Annotated in this window: 13 protein-coding genes; 8 read left to right on the top strand and 5 right to left on the bottom strand. The window is 78.5% G+C overall.

The annotated features are described in order from the left end of the window. The first annotated feature begins 153 nt into the window (after positions 1 to 153). The 3 genes from folE (at position 154) to U5M74_RS00625 (ending at position 3,430) form a co-directional block, all read left to right on the top strand. Positions 154 to 750 (top strand): GTP cyclohydrolase I, encoded by a 597-nt coding sequence (gene folE, locus U5M74_RS00615; RefSeq protein WP_410905764.1) that lies wholly within the window; start codon positions 154 to 156, stop codon positions 748 to 750. Next, a complete protein-coding gene (locus U5M74_RS00620) occupies positions 747 to 1,928 on the top strand; it encodes an NAD(P)/FAD-dependent oxidoreductase (protein ID WP_410905163.1) in 1,182 nt (393 codons plus the stop codon). Before folE ends, U5M74_RS00620 begins: the two co-directional genes overlap by 4 nt. Positions 1,929 to 2,158: 230 nt before the next feature. Then, the gene (locus U5M74_RS00625; RefSeq protein ID WP_410905165.1) at positions 2,159 to 3,430 is read left to right on the top strand and encodes an MFS transporter; all 1,272 of its coding nucleotides are present in this window, start codon (positions 2,159 to 2,161) and stop codon (positions 3,428 to 3,430) included. On the opposite strand, the gene U5M74_RS00630 is transcribed toward U5M74_RS00625, so the two are convergent. Together U5M74_RS00630 and U5M74_RS00635 are read right to left on the bottom strand one after the other, a co-directional pair. After that, complete coding sequence (locus U5M74_RS00630) at positions 3,396 to 4,076, bottom strand: hypothetical protein (RefSeq protein WP_410905167.1); 681 nt, start codon at positions 4,074 to 4,076, stop codon at positions 3,396 to 3,398. The genes U5M74_RS00625 and U5M74_RS00630 overlap by 35 nt on opposite strands. Before the next feature lie 36 nt (positions 4,077 to 4,112). After that, a complete protein-coding gene (locus U5M74_RS00635; RefSeq protein ID WP_410905169.1) occupies positions 4,113 to 4,952 on the bottom strand; it encodes a class II glutamine amidotransferase in 840 nt (279 codons plus the stop codon). Positions 4,953 to 5,083: 131 nt separating this feature from the next. Between U5M74_RS00635 and U5M74_RS00640 the strand changes: the two genes are divergently transcribed. The 3 genes from U5M74_RS00640 (at position 5,084) to U5M74_RS00650 (ending at position 7,832) form a co-directional block, all read left to right on the top strand. Further along, the gene (locus U5M74_RS00640) at positions 5,084 to 5,635 is read left to right on the top strand and encodes a hypothetical protein (protein WP_410905171.1); all 552 of its coding nucleotides are present in this window, start codon (positions 5,084 to 5,086) and stop codon (positions 5,633 to 5,635) included. Positions 5,636 to 5,781: 146 nt separating this feature from the next. Then, entirely contained in the window at positions 5,782 to 6,915 is a 1,134-nt protein-coding gene (locus U5M74_RS00645; RefSeq protein WP_410905173.1) for an FAD-dependent monooxygenase, read from the top strand. Then, positions 6,912 to 7,832: an aminoglycoside phosphotransferase family protein gene (locus U5M74_RS00650; protein ID WP_410905175.1), complete on the top strand. Its 921-nt coding sequence runs from the start codon at positions 6,912 to 6,914 to the stop codon at positions 7,830 to 7,832. Before U5M74_RS00645 ends, U5M74_RS00650 begins: the two co-directional genes overlap by 4 nt. Before the next feature lie 128 nt (positions 7,833 to 7,960). Here U5M74_RS00650 and U5M74_RS00655 read toward each other — a convergent pair whose 3' ends face one another. Continuing rightward, positions 7,961 to 8,374 carry a hypothetical protein gene (locus U5M74_RS00655; RefSeq protein ID WP_410905177.1) on the bottom strand — a complete coding sequence of 138 codons (414 nt, stop codon included), beginning with the start codon at positions 8,372 to 8,374 and terminating at the stop codon, positions 7,961 to 7,963. A 225-nt stretch (positions 8,375 to 8,599) separates the two neighbouring features. Here U5M74_RS00655 and U5M74_RS00660 point away from each other — a divergent pair, with 225 nt between their 5' ends. Next, positions 8,600 to 11,335 (top strand): LuxR C-terminal-related transcriptional regulator, encoded by a 2,736-nt coding sequence (locus U5M74_RS00660; protein ID WP_410905179.1) that lies wholly within the window; start codon positions 8,600 to 8,602, stop codon positions 11,333 to 11,335. 28 nt (positions 11,336 to 11,363) lie between these two features. Here U5M74_RS00660 and U5M74_RS00665 read toward each other — a convergent pair whose 3' ends face one another. After that, the gene (locus tag U5M74_RS00665) at positions 11,364 to 12,179 is read right to left on the bottom strand and encodes a hypothetical protein (protein ID WP_410905181.1); all 816 of its coding nucleotides are present in this window, start codon (positions 12,177 to 12,179) and stop codon (positions 11,364 to 11,366) included. Further along, positions 12,176 to 13,921: a bifunctional lysylphosphatidylglycerol flippase/synthetase MprF gene (locus tag U5M74_RS00670; RefSeq protein ID WP_410905183.1), complete on the bottom strand. Its 1,746-nt coding sequence runs from the start codon at positions 13,919 to 13,921 to the stop codon at positions 12,176 to 12,178. Before U5M74_RS00670 ends, U5M74_RS00665 begins: the two co-directional genes overlap by 4 nt. A gap of 216 nt (positions 13,922 to 14,137) precedes the next feature. On the opposite strand from U5M74_RS00670, the gene U5M74_RS00675 reads away from it, so the two are divergent. Continuing rightward, positions 14,138 to 17,719 (top strand): ATP-binding cassette domain-containing protein, encoded by a 3,582-nt coding sequence (locus U5M74_RS00675; RefSeq protein WP_410905185.1) that lies wholly within the window; start codon positions 14,138 to 14,140, stop codon positions 17,717 to 17,719. Positions 17,720 to 17,725: the final 6 nt, after the last annotated feature.

A 17,725-nucleotide genomic window follows, 5' to 3' on the forward strand; every position in this document is an offset into this window, starting at 1 on the left:
GCGCCGGCGCCGGCGGGCCCGCTCGAGGACGGGTACGAGAGCGAGATGGCCGCCCTGCTCGACGGCCCGTCGGACAGCCCGCCGGACAGCCCGCCGGACAGCCCGCCGGTGGGCCCGCTCGACGGCTCCGTCGACGGCTCCGTCGACGTCGCGGTGTGGCGGCCGCGGATCGTCCACGACCGCCGGCCCGTCGACACCGCGCGCGCCCAGCGGGCGGCGGCCGACCTGCTCGGCGCCCTCGGCCTGTCGCTCGACGACGCCGGGCTGCGCGACACCCCGCGCCGCATGGCGCAGGCGTGGGCGGAGCTGCTCGCCGCGCCGGAGCTCGAGCTCACGACGTTCCCGAACGACGACGGCTACGACGAGCTCGTCGTCGTCGAGGACATCCCGGTCCGCTCCGTCTGCGAGCACCACATGCTGCCGTTCGTCGGCGTCGCCCACGTCGGCTACCTCCCGGGCAGCCGCATCGCGGGCCTGTCGAAGCTCACCCGCGTCGTCGACCACTTCGCCCGCCGCGCCCAGACGCAGGAGCGCCTCACCACGCAGGTCGCCGCGGAGCTCGAGCGGCGCCTCGACGCGCGCGGCGTGGGCGTCGTCGTCGAGGCGGAGCACACGTGCATGAGCCTGCGGGGCGCCCGCGCCGCCGGGACGCGGACGGTGACCTCGACGCTCACGGGCGCGCTGCACGACGACCCGGCCCAGCGGGCCGAGTTCCTCGCGCTCGTGCGCGGGCGGGGGGTGCGGCCATGAGCGTCGTCGTCGTGGGCGGCGGGCTCGCCGCCGGCACCGCGGTCACCTCGCTGCGCGACAGCGGTTACGACGGGCGCGTCGTCGTGGTCGCGGCCGAGGAGCACCCGCCGTACGAGCGCCCGCCGCTGTCGAAGGGCTACCTCCTGGGCGACGACCCGATCGAGGTCGTCTACCTCCACGAACCGGAGTGGTACGCCGAGAACGAGGTCGAGCTGCGGCTGGGAGAGCCGGTCGTGGCGATCGACCGCGCGGCTCGCAGCGTCCGCACCGCGACCGAGGAGCTGCCCTACGACCATCTCGTGCTGGCGACGGGGGCCGTGCCCCGGCGCCTGCGCCTCGCGGACGAGTCCGGACGGCCCGTGTCCTACCTGCGGACCATCGAGGACGCGCAGCGCCTGCGCGCCTCCCTCGGCGCGGCGTCGCGCGTCGCGATCGTGGGCGGCGGGTGGATCGGCCTCGAGGTGGCCGCCGCCGCCCGCGCCGCCGGCGCCGACGTCACCGTCCACGAGACCGCGCCGCTCCCGCTGCTCGCGGTCCTCGGCCCGGAGGTCGCACAGGTCTTCGCCGACGTCCACCGCGCCCACGGCGTCGACCTGCGCCTCGGCGCCGCGGTGACCGCCGCGGACCTGCAGGACGCCGACCACGTCGTGGTCGGCATCGGCGCGGTGCCGCAGACGACGCTCGCCGAGGCGGCCGGCCTGGCCGTCGACGACGGCGTCCTCGTCGACGCTCGCCTGCGCACCTCCGACCCGGCCGTCTTCGCGATCGGCGACGTCGCGAAGGTCGACCACCCGGTGCTCGGCCGCCGCGTCCGCGTCGAGCACTGGCAGACGGCCATCGACCACGGCGCGGCCGTCGGGCGCACCCTCGCCGGCGACGAGACCGAGGTGACCGCCCAGCCGTACTTCTACACCGACCAGTACGACCTCGGGATGGAGTACGTCGGCTCGCTCGGGCCCGCCGGGTACGACCGCGTGGTGCTGCGCGGCGACACCCGCGCGCCGCGGTTCACCGCCTTCTGGCTGCGCGAGGGCACCGTCGTGGCCGGGATGCACGTCAACGACTGGGACGCGATCGAGCCGGTCCGCGCCCTGGTCGGGCACCGGGCGGACCCGGACCGGCTGGCCGACGCCGGCGTCGGGCTCGAGACGCTGGTGGGCGAGGCGGCACGCGGCTGACGCGGCGCACGGTCGCCGCCCGCCGGTGCCGGTGCGCGTCACGCCGGGGCCATAATAGTGTGCCAAGCGCGGGAACCGGCCGCTCCGACGGCGGAGCGACCGGGTGAGGGGGCCGCGACCGGCACCGGGGACGAGGACTACCGTGGTGCCGAGGGCGGGCCCTCCGCCGCCACGCCGGCACCGACGCCCGGCACGGGGCGGCGGCCGTGCCCGCCGCTGCGAGGTGCACCATGCCGTCGCGTCCGTCCGCCGCCGACGCCGAGCGGTACGCCGCCGACCCGGCGCTCGTCGCGTCGCTGCAGCGGCGCACCCTGGCGGTCGTCGTGGTCAGCCAGGTGCTGGGCGGGGCGGGGTTCGCGGCGGGGGTCACCGTGGCCGCCCTGCTCACCGCGCAGCTGAGCGGCAGCGACGGGCTGTCCGGGCTCGCGGCGGCGTCGTTCACGCTGGGGTCGGCGCTCGCGGCGTTCCTCGTCGGGCGCTCGACGCAGCGGTGGGGGCGCCGGACGGGGCTCGGGCTGGGCTTCGCCGCCGGCGGCGTCGGCGCGATGGTCGCCGTCGCGGCGGCGGTGGCCGGCAGCGTCCCGCTGCTGATGGTGGCGCTCTTCGTGTACGGCTCGGGGATCGCCACGAGCCTGCAGGCGCGCTACGCGGGCACCGACCTCGCGACGCCGGACCGGCGCGGCGCCGCGGTGAGCGTCGCGCTCGTCACGACGGCGCTCGGCGCGGTCGCCGGCCCCAACCTCGTGGAGCCGATGGGCGCGGTGGCCGCCGGCCTGGGGCTGCCGCCGCTGGCCGGGCCGTTCCTGCTCACGGCGGGCGCCTACCTCGCCGCGGCGGCGGTGCTGCTGACGCTGCTGCGCCCGGACCCGTACCTCGTCGCCGCGGCGCTCGACGCGCAGGGCCCCGCGCCGGCGGCGCCGGCCCTCGCCGGCACCCGGCTCGCGCCGGGCGCGGCGGTCGGTGCCGTGGTCATGGTGCTGACCCAGGTGACGATGGTGGGGATCATGACGATGACCCCGGTGCACATGCACACCCTCGGTCACGGGCTCGCGGCGGTCGGGCTGGTGATCAGCGTGCACATCGGGTGCATGTACCTGCCGTCGCTGGTCACGGGCCCGCTCGTCGACCGGGTGGGCCGGGTCCCGATGGCGGCGGCCGCCGGGGTCACGCTCCTGGCGGCCGGCGCGGTCGCCGCGGTCGCCCCCGGCGGGTCGCTGGGGCTGCTGGCCGTCGCGCTGGCGCTGCTCGGCGTCGGGTGGAACTTCGGCCTGATCGCCGGCACCGCGATGGTCGTGGACGCCACCCCGGCCCCCGAGCGGCCTCGTGCCCAGGGCACGATCGACGTGCTCGTCGCGCTGGGCGGCGCCGGCGGCGGCGCCGCGTCCGGCCTGGTGATGGCCGGCCTCGGCTACGGCGGCCTCGCCCTGGCGGGCGGTGCGGTCGCGGTGCTGCTGGTGCCGGTCGTGGTCAGGTACCGCGCCCGGGCGGCGGCCCCGGCCTGACCCGGCTGCCGACCGCGGGCGCGAGCACCACCAGGGCACCGGCCGCGAGCACGTGCCAGACGGCGTGGCCGGACAGCACGGCCCAGCCGCCCGGCTCGCACAGCGGCCAGCCCGGGCGCGACAGCCGGCCGACCGCCGCGCCCGCGCCCAGCACCGCCGCGGCGGTCAGCAGCCGGCGTCGCAGGGCGGGGCGGGCGCAGGCCCGCAGCAGGGTCGCGGCGACGGCGACGGCGGCCGCCGCCACCTGGGCCACCACCGACGCGGCGGGCGAGACCGCCGCCAGGACGACGTCGGCGAGCGTCGGCCCCAGCCACCACCACGCGCTCACCGGCCGGCCCCGCAGGTCCGCGACGGCGTCGGCCGCCACGAGCGCGAGCGCGCCGAGGAGGGGCGGGTCGTGCAGGACGGGGTTCCACGCCGGCGCCGGGCCGTGCTGCACCACCGACCCGACGCCGATCAGCACCGTGAGCGCACCCAGCGCGGCGCGCGCGGGGACGCGGCCGTCGTCGCGCCCGGCGGCGACGAGGATCCAGGCGCCGGCGGCGACGAACGCGAGGCTGGAGACCGTGCTCGCCGGCTCGGTCCACGGCCACGCGCCGGGTGGCTCGCACGCCGGCGCGGCGACGGGGCGCGGGACGGACAGCACGCTCCATCCTGCGCGGGCGCGCCGCGTCCCGCGCGGTCAGGCGGCGGCCGAGACCGGGTGGAAGGTGCCGACCTCCGCGCGGCCGGGGCCGACCATGCCCCAGGAGGACTCCGGCACCCCGTTCCAGGCGCCCTCGAGGTCCCGCAGCGGCTCGGACACCACGAACCGGGTCTCGGCGCCGAGCTCGCGCAGGACCTCCACCTCCGGGTGCAGCTCGAGCAGCTTGTCCACCCGCGTGGAGTAGAACAGCGAGCGCGACCGGCCCTCGGTCGAGTAGCGGAAGGCCCACATCGACACGCCGTCGGTCGTCGCGACCGTCATCTGGACGGGGTTCACCACGTCGTGCCGGGCGGCGGTGTCCTCGACGAAGCCGACCGCGCGCTGGACCGCGGGGACCGGGTCGTCCTGGAGGCCGAAGGTCATCGCCAGGAAGAACAGCATCTCCGAGTCGGTCGACCCCTCGATGTCCGCGAACAGCTCCGGGTCGACGGCCATCGCGAGGTCCCGCTTGAGCTGGTGGAAGCCGGCGATCATGCCGTTGTGCATCCAGAGCCACCGTCCGTGGCGGAACGGGTGGCAGTTGGTCTGCTGCACCGCCGTCCCGGTCGAGGCCCGGATGTGCGCGAAGAACATCCGTGCCTTGATCTCGCGCGACACCTCGCGGAGGTTCCGGTTGTTCCAGGCCGGGTCCACCTCCTTGAAGACGAGCGGCTCGTCGCTCCCGGAGGAGTACCAGCCGATCCCGAACCCGTCGCCGTTCGTGGTGGTCGCCCCGAGCTCGGAGTGCAGGCTCTGGTCGATCAGGGAGTGCTTGGGCCGGAACAGCAGCGCGTCCGCGGGGACGGGGTCGCCCGAGTACGCCATCCATCTGCACATGCTGCGACCCAAGCACCCTCCCGGGGACCCGGGCATCGCCCGCCGCGGGTGAGGGCGTCGTCGGCAGGCGACCCCACGTGACGACACCGGGCGGATGTGGGCGGCAGGGCCGGCTCCCTAGCGTCGTCGGCATGACGAACCACGACACCACCCACCACGACACCACCCACCACGACCCCACGACCGCCCGCACCCCTCGCCGCGGCACCCGCGGCCAGCACCGGCTCGGGCTGCCCGTGCCCCTGATCGTCGCCCTCGCGGCCGTGGCGGCGGTCCGCGTGCCGCTGCACGACCTCGGCGTCGTCGACGAGGGCAGCCCGCTCGCCGCGCCCCTGGTCCTCGTCCCGCTCGTCCTGCGGGTCGCGACCGTGCTGTGGTGGCGGTCACCGCGGCCCTTCCTCGCGCTCACCACGGTCGGGCTCGCCTACGGCGTGCTGCTGACGATCACCCACCAGGTCCTCTGGACGTCCGTGTTCCGGCAGGACGCGCCGAGGCTCGGCGGCAACCTCGAGGGCGTCCTGCCCTCGACAGTGGAGGCGCTGCTCCTGCGCGCCGCCGCGGTCCCCAGCGGCCTGCTGACCGGCATGCTGCTCGGGGTGCTGACCGGCGCGGTCGCTTGGGCGATCGACCGGGCGATCGACCGGGCGATCGACCGGGCGGCCCGCCGGGCCCCGCGCCGGTGAGGCGCCGGGTCCGTGGGCGCCGTCGGCCGTCGACCGGACGCGACACGACCGGTCGAGGCGGCGTCGCCGCCCACGAGCCGACCGGGGGCCTACGGTCGGCGCAGGACGGTCCCCGCGCCGCGGGGACCAGGAGCTCAGGAGGCACGGTGCACGGATCGGCACTCGTCGTGGGCGGCGGGATCGCCGGGCTGGCTGTCGCCCGCGGGCTGCTCGCGGCCGGCTGGGCGGTCGAGGTCCGCGAGCGTGAGGCAGGGCCGCCGGACAGCGGGACCGCCCTGGGCATGTGGCCGCAGGCGATGGCGGCGCTGGCGCGGGTCGGCGTGGCCGACGCGGTGCGCGCGCGGTCGGTGCACGAGCCGGGCGGCGCCCTCCTGCGCCCCGACGGGAGGCCGCTGGCACGCGTCGGCGCCGGCGCCCGCCTGATCTCCCGGCCCGCGCTGCACGAGGTGCTCCTCGACGGCATGCCGAGCGGCACGGTGGTGTGGGGCGCGGGGGTGACCGCGCCGGCGGACCTGCGGGACCCCGACGTCGACGTCGTCGTCGGCGCCGACGGCATCCGCAGCGCCGTGCGTGGGCACGCGTTCCCCGGGGCGCCCGCGCCCCGCCCGCTCGGCACGGTGGCGTTCCGGGGCACCCTGCCCGGCCTCTCGCCGGGCGCGCTGCCCGGCACCGCGGACGCGGTGACCGAGACCTGGGGCCGCGGCCGGCTGTTCGGCATCACGCCGCAGCACCCCGACGCCGTCAACTGGTTCGCCTGCGTGCGGCGCGAGCTGCTGGCCGGCGCCCCGCCGGACGAGGGCCCCGCCGCGCTGCTCGGGCGCCTCTACCGGGGTTGGCACCCGGCGGTCGCTGCCGTCGTCGGCCGGCTCGACGACCGCCGGGTCGACCGGCGGGAGCTGCTGGAGGTGCCCCGCCTGCCGTCCTACGTCGCGGGGCGGAACGTGCTGGTCGGCGACGCGGCCCACGCCATGGCCCCCAACCTCGGGCGCGGCGCCTGCGAGGCGCTCCTGGACGCCGCCGCGCTCGTCGAGGCGCTGGTCGCGGGCGGCACGGTGGCGGACGGGCTGCGCCGCTACGACCGGGCCCGCCGCGGCCCCTCCCGGCGGGTCGCCCACGGCTCGCGGCTGATGAACCGGGTCAGCACCGCCACGACCGCCGCCCCGGCCCGCGACCGGCTGCTGTCCCTGGTGTCCCGCGTCGCCGCGCCGGCGGTCGCGGCCGGCGGCCGGGGCGAGCGCGGCCGGGGGGAGCGCAGCCCGGCGGGGCGCGACGCGGCATGACCACCGCCGGCGTCCGGGAGCTGCTCGCCCGGCACGGGTACGCGGCGCGGGAGCTGCGCGTCCTCGGCGCGGGCCTGGACCACGTCGCCTACGAGGCCGTCGTCCCCGGGGCCGCCGGGCGGGCAGGCCCCGGGGACGACGTCGCGCGGCTCGTCGTCAGGGTGGCGCGCGACGGCGGCGCCACCGCGCGCATGCGCCGGGAGGTCCGGCTCCTGCGCCGGCTCGCCACGGTGAGCCCGCTGCCCGTGCCGGCGCCCGAGCTGCTCGACGACGACGGCGGGGCCTGCCTGGTCTACCCGCGGCTGCCGGGCGTTCCGCTGCTCCACGCTCCCGGGGGCTCCCGCCGGGCCGGTGCCGTGGGGCGGGCGCTGGGCGGCATGCTCCGGGTGCTGCACGCCGAGCCCGTCGAGCGGTGGGCCGACGTGGTGGACGCGGACGACGCGGCGCCGGAGGTGTGGCGGCAGGACGCGGAGGCGGCCTACGCCCTCGCCGCCCGGCGGGTGCCGCGGGAGCACCGGGGGCCGGTCGAGGCGTTCCTCGCCACCGCGGCGCCCGCGCCCGCGACCCGCCGGGTGCTGTGCCACCACGACCTGGGCAGCGAGCACGTGCTGGTCGACGACGCGGGGGAGGTCACCGGCGTCCTCGACTGGTCCGACGCCGCGCTCGCCGACCCGGCCCGCGACCTCGGGCTGGTCCTTCGCGACCTCGGCCGCGCCGGGCTGCGCGCGGCGCTGGACGCCTACGGCCCGGTGGACCACGGCGCCCGCGACCCGGGCCTGGCGGCACGGATCGGGTTCTACGCCCGGTGCGGCGCCCTGGAGGACCTGGCCTACGGCCTGACGACGGGCCGGCAGGCCTACGCCGCCAAGAGCCTGGCGAGCCTCGGGCACCTGTTCGGGCCCGAGCCTGCGGCCTGAGCGGCACCGGCCTGGGCGGCGCCGGCGAGGTCCGGGCGCGTCGAGGGGACGCCCGGACCCGCTGGTGGGCGGCCGTCCCGCGGCACCGCTGCCGCGGGACGGGCCGCGCGGCGACCGGCCGCGGCCGATCACAGGTCGGTGTCGAAGATGCCGGACCTGGCGATGGCCCAGATCACGAACACGGCCAGCGCGACGACCAGCATCGACCACAGCGGGTAGACGGGGATGAACAGGAAGTTCGTCACCGCGCTGACCGCAGCGAGCCCGATCGCGACGCCGCCGGCGACCGCGCTGCGCGACAGCAGGAAGACGCCGGTCAGGGCGACCAGGATGCCGACGACCAGGTGGACCCAGCCCCAGGTGGTCAGGTCGAAGGCGAACGTGTACTCGGGCAGCACCAGGAACAGCGTGTCGTCGAGGAGGGCGATCAGGCCCTGGAGGGCCTGGAAGACGCCCATGACGATCATGAGGCTGCCGGCCAGGACGACACCGGTCCGCGCGGCGACGCTGGGCGTCCGGCCCTCACGCATGACATCGGTCATGGTCAGCTCCGATGGACGGGGTCGCGGGCTCGGACGAGCGCCGCACGTCCCACGCTCGCGCCCCGCCGTGGCCCGGCCGTCACCCGGAGCGGGTGATTGGGCCGGGGTACTGTGACGAAGGGGGGAGCACGCCGGGCGACGGCGCGCTGTCAGGTCTCGGAGTGTCGTCCGGTGGAGCCGGCGGCACCCGGGACGCTGTGCGATCGCGAGGTCGGGGAGCCGCCGATGGACGCTGCACATCCGCCCCAGGAGCGGCTCCGGACGGCTGCGCGCGTGCGGGACGCGGGGCCGCCCCCGCTGCCGCGGCTCTTCGTCCCCCGCGGCAGGCTGGAGCGGCGGCTCGAGGACGCCGTGGCCGAGAGCGCCGTCACGCTGCTGGTGGCCCCCACGGGGGCGGGCAAGACCGTCGGGGTGGCGGGCTGGCTGCGGCGGAGCGGCCGTGCCGCCGCGCGCGAGCGGTGGCTCTCCGGCGTGGGCCTGGACCCCGAGCGCCTGCTCGCCGCGCTCGCCGGTGCCGAGGGGCCCGCGCGCGCCGGCGGCGACCCGCCGCTCGTCGTCGTCGACGACGCCCACGAGCTGCCCCCGGCCACGCTCCGCGCGGTCGACGAGCGCCTCAACGTCGCCCCCGAGTCCCTGCGCCTGCTGCTGCTCAGCCGCTGGGACCTGCCGCTCACGCGCCTCGTGCCCGAGCTGCTCGGCCAGTTCACCCTGCTGCGGGGAGACCTGCTGCGGCTCGACGAGCGGGAGGCCGCGGCGCTCATCGCGCCCCTGGCCCGCACCGACGACGCCGTCGGCGTCCGCCGGCTGGCGGAGCAGGCGGACGGCTGGTGCGCGGCGGCGGTGCTCGCGGCGCGCACCGTCGGTGCGACGCCGGACCCGGGCGCGGCGGCGCGGGAGGCGGGCGGCGCACCGCAGGAGCTGGCGCGGCGCGTGGCGGGCCAGGTCTTCGCCGACCTCACCCCGCGCCAGCGGCACCTGCTCATGTGCGTCGCGGGCGAGCGGGCCTTCACCCAGGCGACCGCCGAGCACCTCGCGCGCGACCGTGCGGCCGGGGACGTGCTGGCCGAGCTCGCCAGCACCGGCCTGCTCGTCTCGCGCGCGGGGACCGCGGACGGCCGCGCCGCGCCGCGCACCGACGCGGCGCCGGGCCGGGCGCCGGGGACTGACGCGGGCGGCGACGAGCCGCGGTACCGGGTCCACCGGCTCCTGGAGGAGGTGGCCCGGCGGGAGCTCGCCGCCGGCGGCCCCGACGGCCGGCGGGCCCGTGCCACCGTGATCCGCGCCGTGCGGCTCGACGTGGCACGCGGGCTGATCGACGAGGCCTTCGCCCGGCTCGTGCGGGTGGGCGCGCCGTCCGAGGCGGCCGACGTCGTGGCCCGCCACGGCGTGCGCGCCGTGCTGCGGGACGGCGACGGCACGCTGGCGGCGTTCGTGCGGGCCGAGCCGGAGGTGGTGGCCCGGCGCCCGGACGCCTGGTTCGCCATCGCGCTCGAACGGTGGATCGCCGACGACGTCGACGGGGCGCGCCACTGGGTCGACCGGCTGCTGGAGCACGCGGAGCGCGCCGGCCATGCGACGGGCGCGGACCAGGCGGCCGACCCCACGTCCGAGGACGCCCGGGTCGCCTGCGTCCGGCTGTGGCGCGCCTTCCTCGGCCTCGAGCCGCTTCACGCGGCCGTCGGCCACGCCGAGCGCGTGGCGGCCGAGGCCCGTGTCGCACCGCCGGCGGACGCCGACGCGGACGCCGTCGTCGTCCTGGTCCACGAGCTGGGCGTGGCCCAGAACTGGGTCGGGGAGCTCACCGACGCCGAGAGCACCCTCAGCCTGGCCGCGGCCCTCGCGCGCAGCCGCGGCCTGCCCGTGCTGGCGATCAGCGCGCTCAGCCACCTGGCGCTCACCGAGTACATGCGGGGCCGCGAGAGCGCCTGCACGGAGCTGGCCGCCGAGACGCTCCGGCTCACCGCGCGGCACGACCCGCGCGGGCGCGGGATCGTCGAGACCCGTGCCGAGCTGGCGCTGGTCCTGGCGCGGATGCTCGACCTGCCGTCGCGGTCGGCGTCGCCGGTCTGGGAGCGCCGGGTCGAGGACCGGGTGCACAGCGCCGACCTGTGCGTGCGGTTCTGGGTGCGCGTCCGCGACGCCCGGCTGGCGCTCGCGCGCGGGTCGGTGGCGGAGGCGCAACGCCTGCTGACGCACCCCGGCGACGGGTGGACCGGCGTCGTGCCCCGCCTGCCGGACTTCCTGCGGGTCGCGCTGGCGGTGGAGCGCGCGACGGTGGCCGTGCTGGCCGCCGACCGCGAGGCGCTCGACGGGCTGCACGCGGAGCTGCTGGGCGTGCGGGCGATCGGGGAGGCGGCGCTGGTGCAGGGGCTGCGCGCGGACCGCGACGGCGACCTGCGCGGCGCGGCGGAGGCGTTCGAGGCGGCGGCCGGCGACGCGACCTACGCCCAGCCGGCGACCCGGGCCCTCGCCCTCGTCTGCCAGGCGCAGCTGCTCGACGCGCTGGGCGAGACCGGCCGGGCGGCGGAGCTGCTCGCGCAGGCGGTCGCCGAGACCGCCGCCCGGCGCAACGCCGCGCCGTTCCTCGGCTGGACGCGGCACGGCACGCCGATCGGCCCGCTGCTGCGGGTGGTGCGTCCCGCGCACAGCGAGGGCTGGGCGGCCGAGCTGGCGCGGGCCGCCGACGGCCGCGCCGAGGTGCGCACCCAGTTCGCCGCGACCACGGCGAGCCCGCGCGAGCTGGACGGGACGCTGCCCCCCGCGATGACGCCGGTGCTCAGCCCTCGCGAGCGGGAGGTGCTGACGGAGCTCGCCCGCGGGGCCACCTACGCCGACATCGCCACGGCGCTGTACGTCTCGGAGAACACGGTCAAGACGCACGTGTCGAGCCTGTACGCGAAGCTCGGCGTCTCCCGGCGCAGCGAGGCGCTGGCGATGGGCCGGGCCCTGCACCTGCTGTGACGCGCGGTGGCGGGCGCCGTCCCGGGCGTCACGCCGTCGCCGGCGCCCGCTCCGCGGCGGCGTTCGCCGGGCTGGTCGCCAGCACGACGCACGCGGCGACGGCGACCGCGACGGCCACGAGGGCCGGCGCCTCCCAGCCCGCTCGCACGGTGTCGCCCAGCAGGGCGACGCCGACCGTCCCGGGCACGACGACCTCCACCACGGCCTCCACCGCCGCGACCGGCCCGGCGGTGCCGCGCTCGAGCGCGCGCAGGTAGGCGACGGTGCCCACCGCGCCGCAGACGACGACCGCCGCCGCCGACGGCTGCAGCACGGTCGCCAGCAGGTCGCCCGCCGCGTGGCTGCCGCGCGCCGCGACCGCCGCGCCGGAGTAGCCCAGCCCGCCGAGGACGGCGAGCAGGGCCGGCGGCCCCGACCGGTAGGCCGCGCCGACCGCGACCGCGAGCACGCCGCCGGCGACCAGCACGGCCGGCGCGAACCCGGCCGGCGGCGCGACGGCCGGCTGGTCGCCCGCCCCGGCGGCGAGGACCACCAGCGCGGCGACGACGGCCACCACCGCCGCCGCGTCGGCCGGGCGCAGCGGCGCGGCGAGCACGCGCGCGGCGAGCAGCACGACGACGACGAGCGACCCGGCGAGCGCGGTCTGCACCACGAACAGCGGCAGCCGGTCGAGCGCGGCCAGCGACAGGAGCCAGGCGGCCCCGTCGACCCCGAGCGCCGCGAGCAGCAGCGGCTGGCGCACCACCGACAGGCCGCGGGCCCGCCGCGTGGCGACCGCCTGCATCACCGTCGCGACCCCCGACGCGACGGCCGACGCCACGGCGGCGGCGAGCGCCAGGATCACCGCGGCGCCCCGGCGCGCAGGAACCTGCCGACGACCGGCAGCTCGGTGACGCCCTCGGCGCCGGCGACCACCACGGCCTGGGCGGCGACGAACTCCGCGGAGTCGACCACCACGTAGCGCGGCAGCCACTCGGGGTCGAACCGGTCGTTGAAGGACGCGAGCGTGGTGAGCTGGGTGCCCTGCGCCAGCCGCAGCAGCACGGGCCGCACCAGCGCGTCGAGCCGGGAGTCCCGCCGGCCCTCGACGACCTCGCGCAGCACCGCGAAGTTCAGCCCCAGGCCGCGCTCGCCGCGCCGGTCCAGCTCCTGGATCGTGGCGACGACGGTGGCCTCCACGAGACCGTTGGGCACGTCGTCGACGTCGGTGCGCCGGCGCATCACGTCGAGCGACCAGCCGCCCACGTCGCGTGCGGGCACCCACTGGCAGAAGGCGTCCACCCGCCCGTCCGCCGTGCGGGTGACCGACAGCAGCAGGCCCGTGTCCGCCGGGTCGGCGAGCCGGGACAGCGTCATGGAGAAGCCGCGCTCCGCCTCGCCCTGGCGCGACTCGCCGCTCATCGCGAGCAGCGCCTCGCGCAGCGGCGGGTCCAGGCGGGCCGGGTCGTGGAACGTGGTCGTGTAGCCGGCCCGGGCCACGCGGTTGACCGCCTGGCGCAGCGACTTGCGCGCCGACCCGGCCAGGCCGAACCCGCGGCAGTCCACGACCGCCTCGTCGCCGAGGTAGACGGCGCGCAGCCCCGAGGCCTCGTAGACCGGCACCCACGCCGGGCCGGCGCCGACCACCGCGACCGACCAGCCGTAGCCGGCGGCGAGGTCGAGGAAGTCCGCCCAGGCCAGCTCGCGCTCGCCCGGCGGGCCGATCGGGTCGGGGGAGACCAGCGCCACGCCGCCGCGCGCGGAGTAGGCGACGACGGTGTCGCCCGCGACGAACCAGTCCTTGTCGTCCCGCAGCGCGAAGTAGTCGAGCGTGCCGCCGCCGTACCGCTGCACGATCCGGCGGGCCCGCTCGCGCTCCGCGCGGTGCTCGCCGTCCGTGAGGGTGGGCGGCCGGCGCGGCGAGAGCAGGGTCCACAGCAGCACGACGAGGAACGCGGCGCTGCCGACGTAGTCGAGCGGCGTCAGCCAGCGCTCCACCCGGGCCACCTGCCCCACGCTCGGGTCGCGGATCATGACGTAGAGGCGCACGGCCAGCGCCGCGGCGACGAGCAGGGCGAGCACGCCGGCGCCGACGAGCGCCGCGACCAGCACCGACCGGCGGGTGGGGCGGACCGGGAAGGCGCGGCGCTGGGTGAGCAGCCACGCGGCGCAGCCGAGCACCAGCACCGCCTCGAGCACGTCGAGCCCCTTGAGCAGGTGCAGCACGCCGGCCAGCACGAGCATCCCGACGGTCCCACCCCACGCGAGCGCGCTGCCGCGCCGCAGCCCGCGCGCGGCGAGCAGCAGCAGGACCGACACCGCCACCAGCGTGCGGGCGGCGGTGCCGGGCAGCAGCCCGGGCAGCACGTCGCGGTACACGCCGAGCACCCGCCACAGGCCGCGCAGGAGGGACGACAGCAGACCCAGCAGCGCCAGCACGAGGACCACGCGGGAAGCGACCACGCGGACGCGGACCCGGCGGCGGTGCTCGGCGAGCGGGCCGAGCACGTCGCGGTCCGCGGCCGGCGGCGGCACGTCGGAGGGCGGCACGTCGGGCGGCCGGCCGCCCTCCGGCCCGGGGGCGCGCACGTCGGTGGTCTCGGGCATCACGGCCTCCGTCGTCCCGGCGGCGCACCCCTCGCCCGCCGGGCCCGACGAGGCCCCCTCGCCGGTGCGCCGGCGCACCGCAGGTCTCCAGCATGACCCGAGCACGGGCACCTGCGGGAGGGGTGCGACCCGAACGGCCTCGTCCGCCGGGCCGGGGTGCGCGGGCCGGAAAAGGCCTTCGGCGAGGTCAGCCGCCGGGCCTAGGGTTCGACCATCATGATCGACGCCCCGGCCCGTCCCGCCCCGTCCCGTCTCGCGCCCGCTCCCGACGACCCGTCCCGCACCCTCGGCTGGCGCCGGCTGCGCAGCCCCGTGGCGCTGGCGGCGCTGGTCGCGCTGACCGTCGGGGCCGTCGGGGCGGCCCTCGGCACCGTCGTGGCGGGCCGGCTCGCCGAGGGTGCGACGCTCGCCGGCGTCGCGCTCCTGGCCCTGTGCGTGGTGGGCGCGGCCGCGATCGACACCGTCGGTCAGGTCGCCTGGGCCGGCGTCGTCGACCGCGCGGAGGGCCGCCTGCGCGGCGACCTGCTCAGCGCCGCCCTGCACCAGCCGCTCGGCACGCTCTCGGAGCAGGCGGTCGGCGAGGTGCTCGACCGCGTCGACGACGACACGCACGCCGTCGGCACGCTCGTGCGCCGCCAGCTGTGGGGCATGGGCCGCACCGTGGTGGGCTGCGTGCCGATGTGGGTGGTGGCCGGCGTCACCTGGTGGCCCGCCTGGCTGCTGTTCCCGCTGCTGGCCGGCGTGACCGTGCTCGTGGTCCGGCCGTCGCTGGGCGAGATCGCCCGCCGCAAGGTCGTCGAGGAGCGCGCCTGGACCGACAACGCCGCCGCCTTCGAGGAGGCCGTGGCCGCGCGCGACGACCTGCGCACGAGCCTGGGCCAGGCGTTCGCGGTGCGGCGTCTCGCGGAGCTGTCCGCGGCCGTGCACCGCACGCTGGACCACGTGCTCGTCGTCGAGACGCGCATGACCCGGCGCGCCGGCACCCTGCTGCACGCGCTGCTCGCCGCGGTCGCGGTGGCCGGCGTGGCGCTCGCGGCCGCGGGCGACCTGCCGGTGGCCCGCCTGGTGACCCTCTTCCTCGTCACCGCCGCGTTCGTCGGGCAGTTCGACCAGCTCGCGCGGAACCTGCCCGACCTGCAGGAGGGCCTCGGCGCCACCCTGCGCATCCGCGAGATGCTCGAGACCGAGCCGGAGCCCGTCGGCGGCGCGCCCGTGCCCGGCGGCCCGCTCGCGCTGGAGGTGCGCGACCTGCGCTTCGCCTACGCCGAGGGCACGTTCGCCCTGCAGGGGGTGCACCTGCACGTGCCCGCCGGGCAGACCGTCGCGCTCGTCGGGCGCACCGGCTCCGGCAAGTCCACGCTGGCGTCGCTGCTGTCGCGCGCCGTCGAGCCGCCGCCCGGCGCCGTCTTCCTGGGCGGGGTCGACGTGCGGGACATGGACCTGCAGGCGCTGCGCGCCGCCGTCGGCGTCGTCACCCAGCGCACCGAGATCCTCGCCGGGACGCTGGCCGAGAACATCGCCCTGTTCGCCGACGTGCCGCGCTCCGACGTCGAGGACGCCGTGCGCGAGCTGCGCCTCGAGGGCTGGGTGGCCGGCCTGCCCGACGGCCTCGACACGCTGCTGGGGCCGGGTGGCACGTCCCTGTCGGCGGGGGAGGAGCAGCTCGTCGCCTTCGCGCGGCTGCTCGTGCGGGACGTGCAGGTGGTGGTCCTGGACGAGGCGACCGCGCGGATGGACCCGCTCACCGAGGCGCGCGTGGTCGCCGCGTCCGAGCGCCTGCTCGGCGGCCGCACCGGCGTGCTCGTGGCCCACCGGCTCGGCACGGTCGAGCGCGCCGACCAGGTCGTCGTGCTCGACCACGGGCGCGTGGCGCAGCAGGGGCCGCGCGCGCAGCTCGCCCGCGCCGAGGGCCCGTTCCGGGCGCTGGTGGAGGCCAGCCGCGTCGCCGAGCAGCGCGACGTCGCCGCCGGGCCGCCCGACGCGGGCGCACCCGAGGGTGCACCCGAGCGCGCGGCGGACCCCGCCGCCCCCGCCGCCGGCGAGGCCGACGCCGACGCGCCCGCGGTCGGTGCCCGCCGCCGCACCGGCACCCCGCCGCGGCTGGCCGACCCCGGCACCGGCCCGAGCCTGGCGCGCGGCATCGCGCACGCCCTCGTGGTGCGCCCGCGCTGGGGCCTGCTGGGCGGCGCGCTGTTCCTCGCCTCCAGCCTCTTCGCCGCCCAGGGCGCCCTCACCGGGTTCCTCTGGGGCCGCACGGTCGAGGGGCTGCAGGCGGGCGGCACGCCCGTGGTCCCCGTGGCCGTCATGGTGGCGCTGCTGCTGTGCGTGTCGCTGTGCAACTCGCTCGCCTTCCGGGTCTACCCGCGGTGGTGGATCGAGCTGCTGCTGCGGGTGCGGATGGCCGTGCTCGTCGGGCAGACCCGGCAGCACCGGCTGCGGCGCACCCCGCCGGGCGAGGTCGTCGCCCGCGCCCTGGACGCCGACCGGTTCGCCCGGTACGCCGACCGCTGGGTCGACCTCGTCAACGGCCTCGTGCTCGTCGCGGTCACCGCGCTGCTGAGCTGGTCGCTGCTGGCCGGCGCCGTGCTGCTCGCCGTGCTGGTCGTCTCCGCCGCGTGCTCGCTGCTGGGCCGGCCGGTGGCCGGCCGCTCGGCGTCGCGGTCCTCGGCGGCGCGCGCGGGCTTCGGTCGGGCGCTGGTCTCGGCGCTCGACGCCGCCCGCACCGTCAAGCTCGCCGCCCGCACCCCCGACGTGCACGCCCACCTGCGGCGGGTCGACTCCGGCCGGGTCGAGGCGGCGGTGTCCGAGCACCGGGTGCAGGCCGTGCTCGACGGCGTGCCGCTCGTCATGGTGCAGGTCGGCGTCGTGGCGGCCTGGGCCGGCCTGCTCACCGGCATGTGGGACCTGGCCAGCACGCTGCTGGTGGCCGGCGCGGTCAGCGGCTTCAGCTGGTTCGGCACGGTGGCGGGCGCCGTCGTCACCGAGGCGCCCGGCACCCGCGCGTGGCAGCAGGCCACGAGCGGGTTCGCCGCGGGGGCCGACCTCGCGTCGCTGCCCGCGGGCGTCGACCTCGCGACCGGAGCCGCCCCGGCCCCGACGCCGGAGCACCGCGACCGGCTCGAGCGGCTGGAGCTGCGCGGGATGTCGGCCGTGCACGACGACGGCACCGTCGGCGTGCAGGGCGTGGACCTCACGCTCGCCCGCGGCGAGCTGGTGCTGCTGCTCGGGCGGGTCGGGGCCGGCAAGTCGAGCCTGCTGTCCGCGCTCGCGGGGCTGATGGAGCACACCGGCGCCGTCCGCTGGAACGGCACGGACGTCGCCGACGCGCAGACCTTCCTGCGCCCGGGCCGGGTCGCGCACGTCGCGCAGGTGCCCCGCGTGCTGTCGGGCACGTTCGCCGACAACATCCGGCTCGACCACCCCCGCGAGGTGGCCGGCCCCGTCGAGGCCGCGCGCCTGACGGCGGACGTCGCCGACGCCGGCGGCCCCGACGCGATGGTGGGCCACCGCGGGGTGCGGCTGTCCGGCGGGCAGGTGCAGCGCCTGGCGCTGGCCCGCGCGCTGGCCACCGACGCCGAGCTGCTGCTGGCCGACGACGTCTCCAGCGCGCTGGACGCGGCCACGGAGCTGGAGCTGTGGGAGTCGCTGCGCGCCCGGGGCACCACCGTCGTCGGCGCGACGTCCAAGCGGGCGGCGCTCGCCCGGGCCGACCGCGTGGTCGTGCTCGAGGACGGCGCGGTGGCCGACGTCGGGCCGTGGCGCGAGCTCGCGGCCCGCTGGGGGCACCTGGCGGGCTGAGGCGGC

Origin of the sequence: Puerhibacterium sp. TATVAM-FAB25 (assembly GCF_046535855.1) — a bacterium.
Lineage (GTDB): Bacteria > Actinomycetota > Actinomycetes > Actinomycetales > Cellulomonadaceae > Puerhibacterium > Puerhibacterium variabilis_A.

Coding starts and splice junctions, on each gene's coding strand:
- U5M74_RS00625 (WP_410905165.1), top strand. CDS start 2,159: ATGCCGTCGCGTCCGTCCGCCGCCGACGCCGAGCGGTACGCCGCCGAC.
- U5M74_RS00650 (WP_410905175.1), top strand. CDS start 6,912: ATGACCACCGCCGGCGTCCGGGAGCTGCTCGCCCGGCACGGGTACGCG.
- U5M74_RS00655 (WP_410905177.1), bottom strand. CDS start 8,374: ATGACCGATGTCATGCGTGAGGGCCGGACGCCCAGCGTCGCCGCGCGG.
- U5M74_RS00660 (WP_410905179.1), top strand. CDS start 8,600: ATGGACGCTGCACATCCGCCCCAGGAGCGGCTCCGGACGGCTGCGCGC.
- U5M74_RS00675 (WP_410905185.1), top strand. CDS start 14,138: ATGATCGACGCCCCGGCCCGTCCCGCCCCGTCCCGTCTCGCGCCCGCT.
- U5M74_RS00670 (WP_410905183.1), bottom strand. CDS start 13,921: ATGCCCGAGACCACCGACGTGCGCGCCCCCGGGCCGGAGGGCGGCCGG.
- U5M74_RS00640 (WP_410905171.1), top strand. CDS start 5,084: ATGACGAACCACGACACCACCCACCACGACACCACCCACCACGACCCC.
- U5M74_RS00620 (WP_410905163.1), top strand. CDS start 747: ATGAGCGTCGTCGTCGTGGGCGGCGGGCTCGCCGCCGGCACCGCGGTC.
- U5M74_RS00635 (WP_410905169.1), bottom strand. CDS start 4,952: ATGTGCAGATGGATGGCGTACTCGGGCGACCCCGTCCCCGCGGACGCG.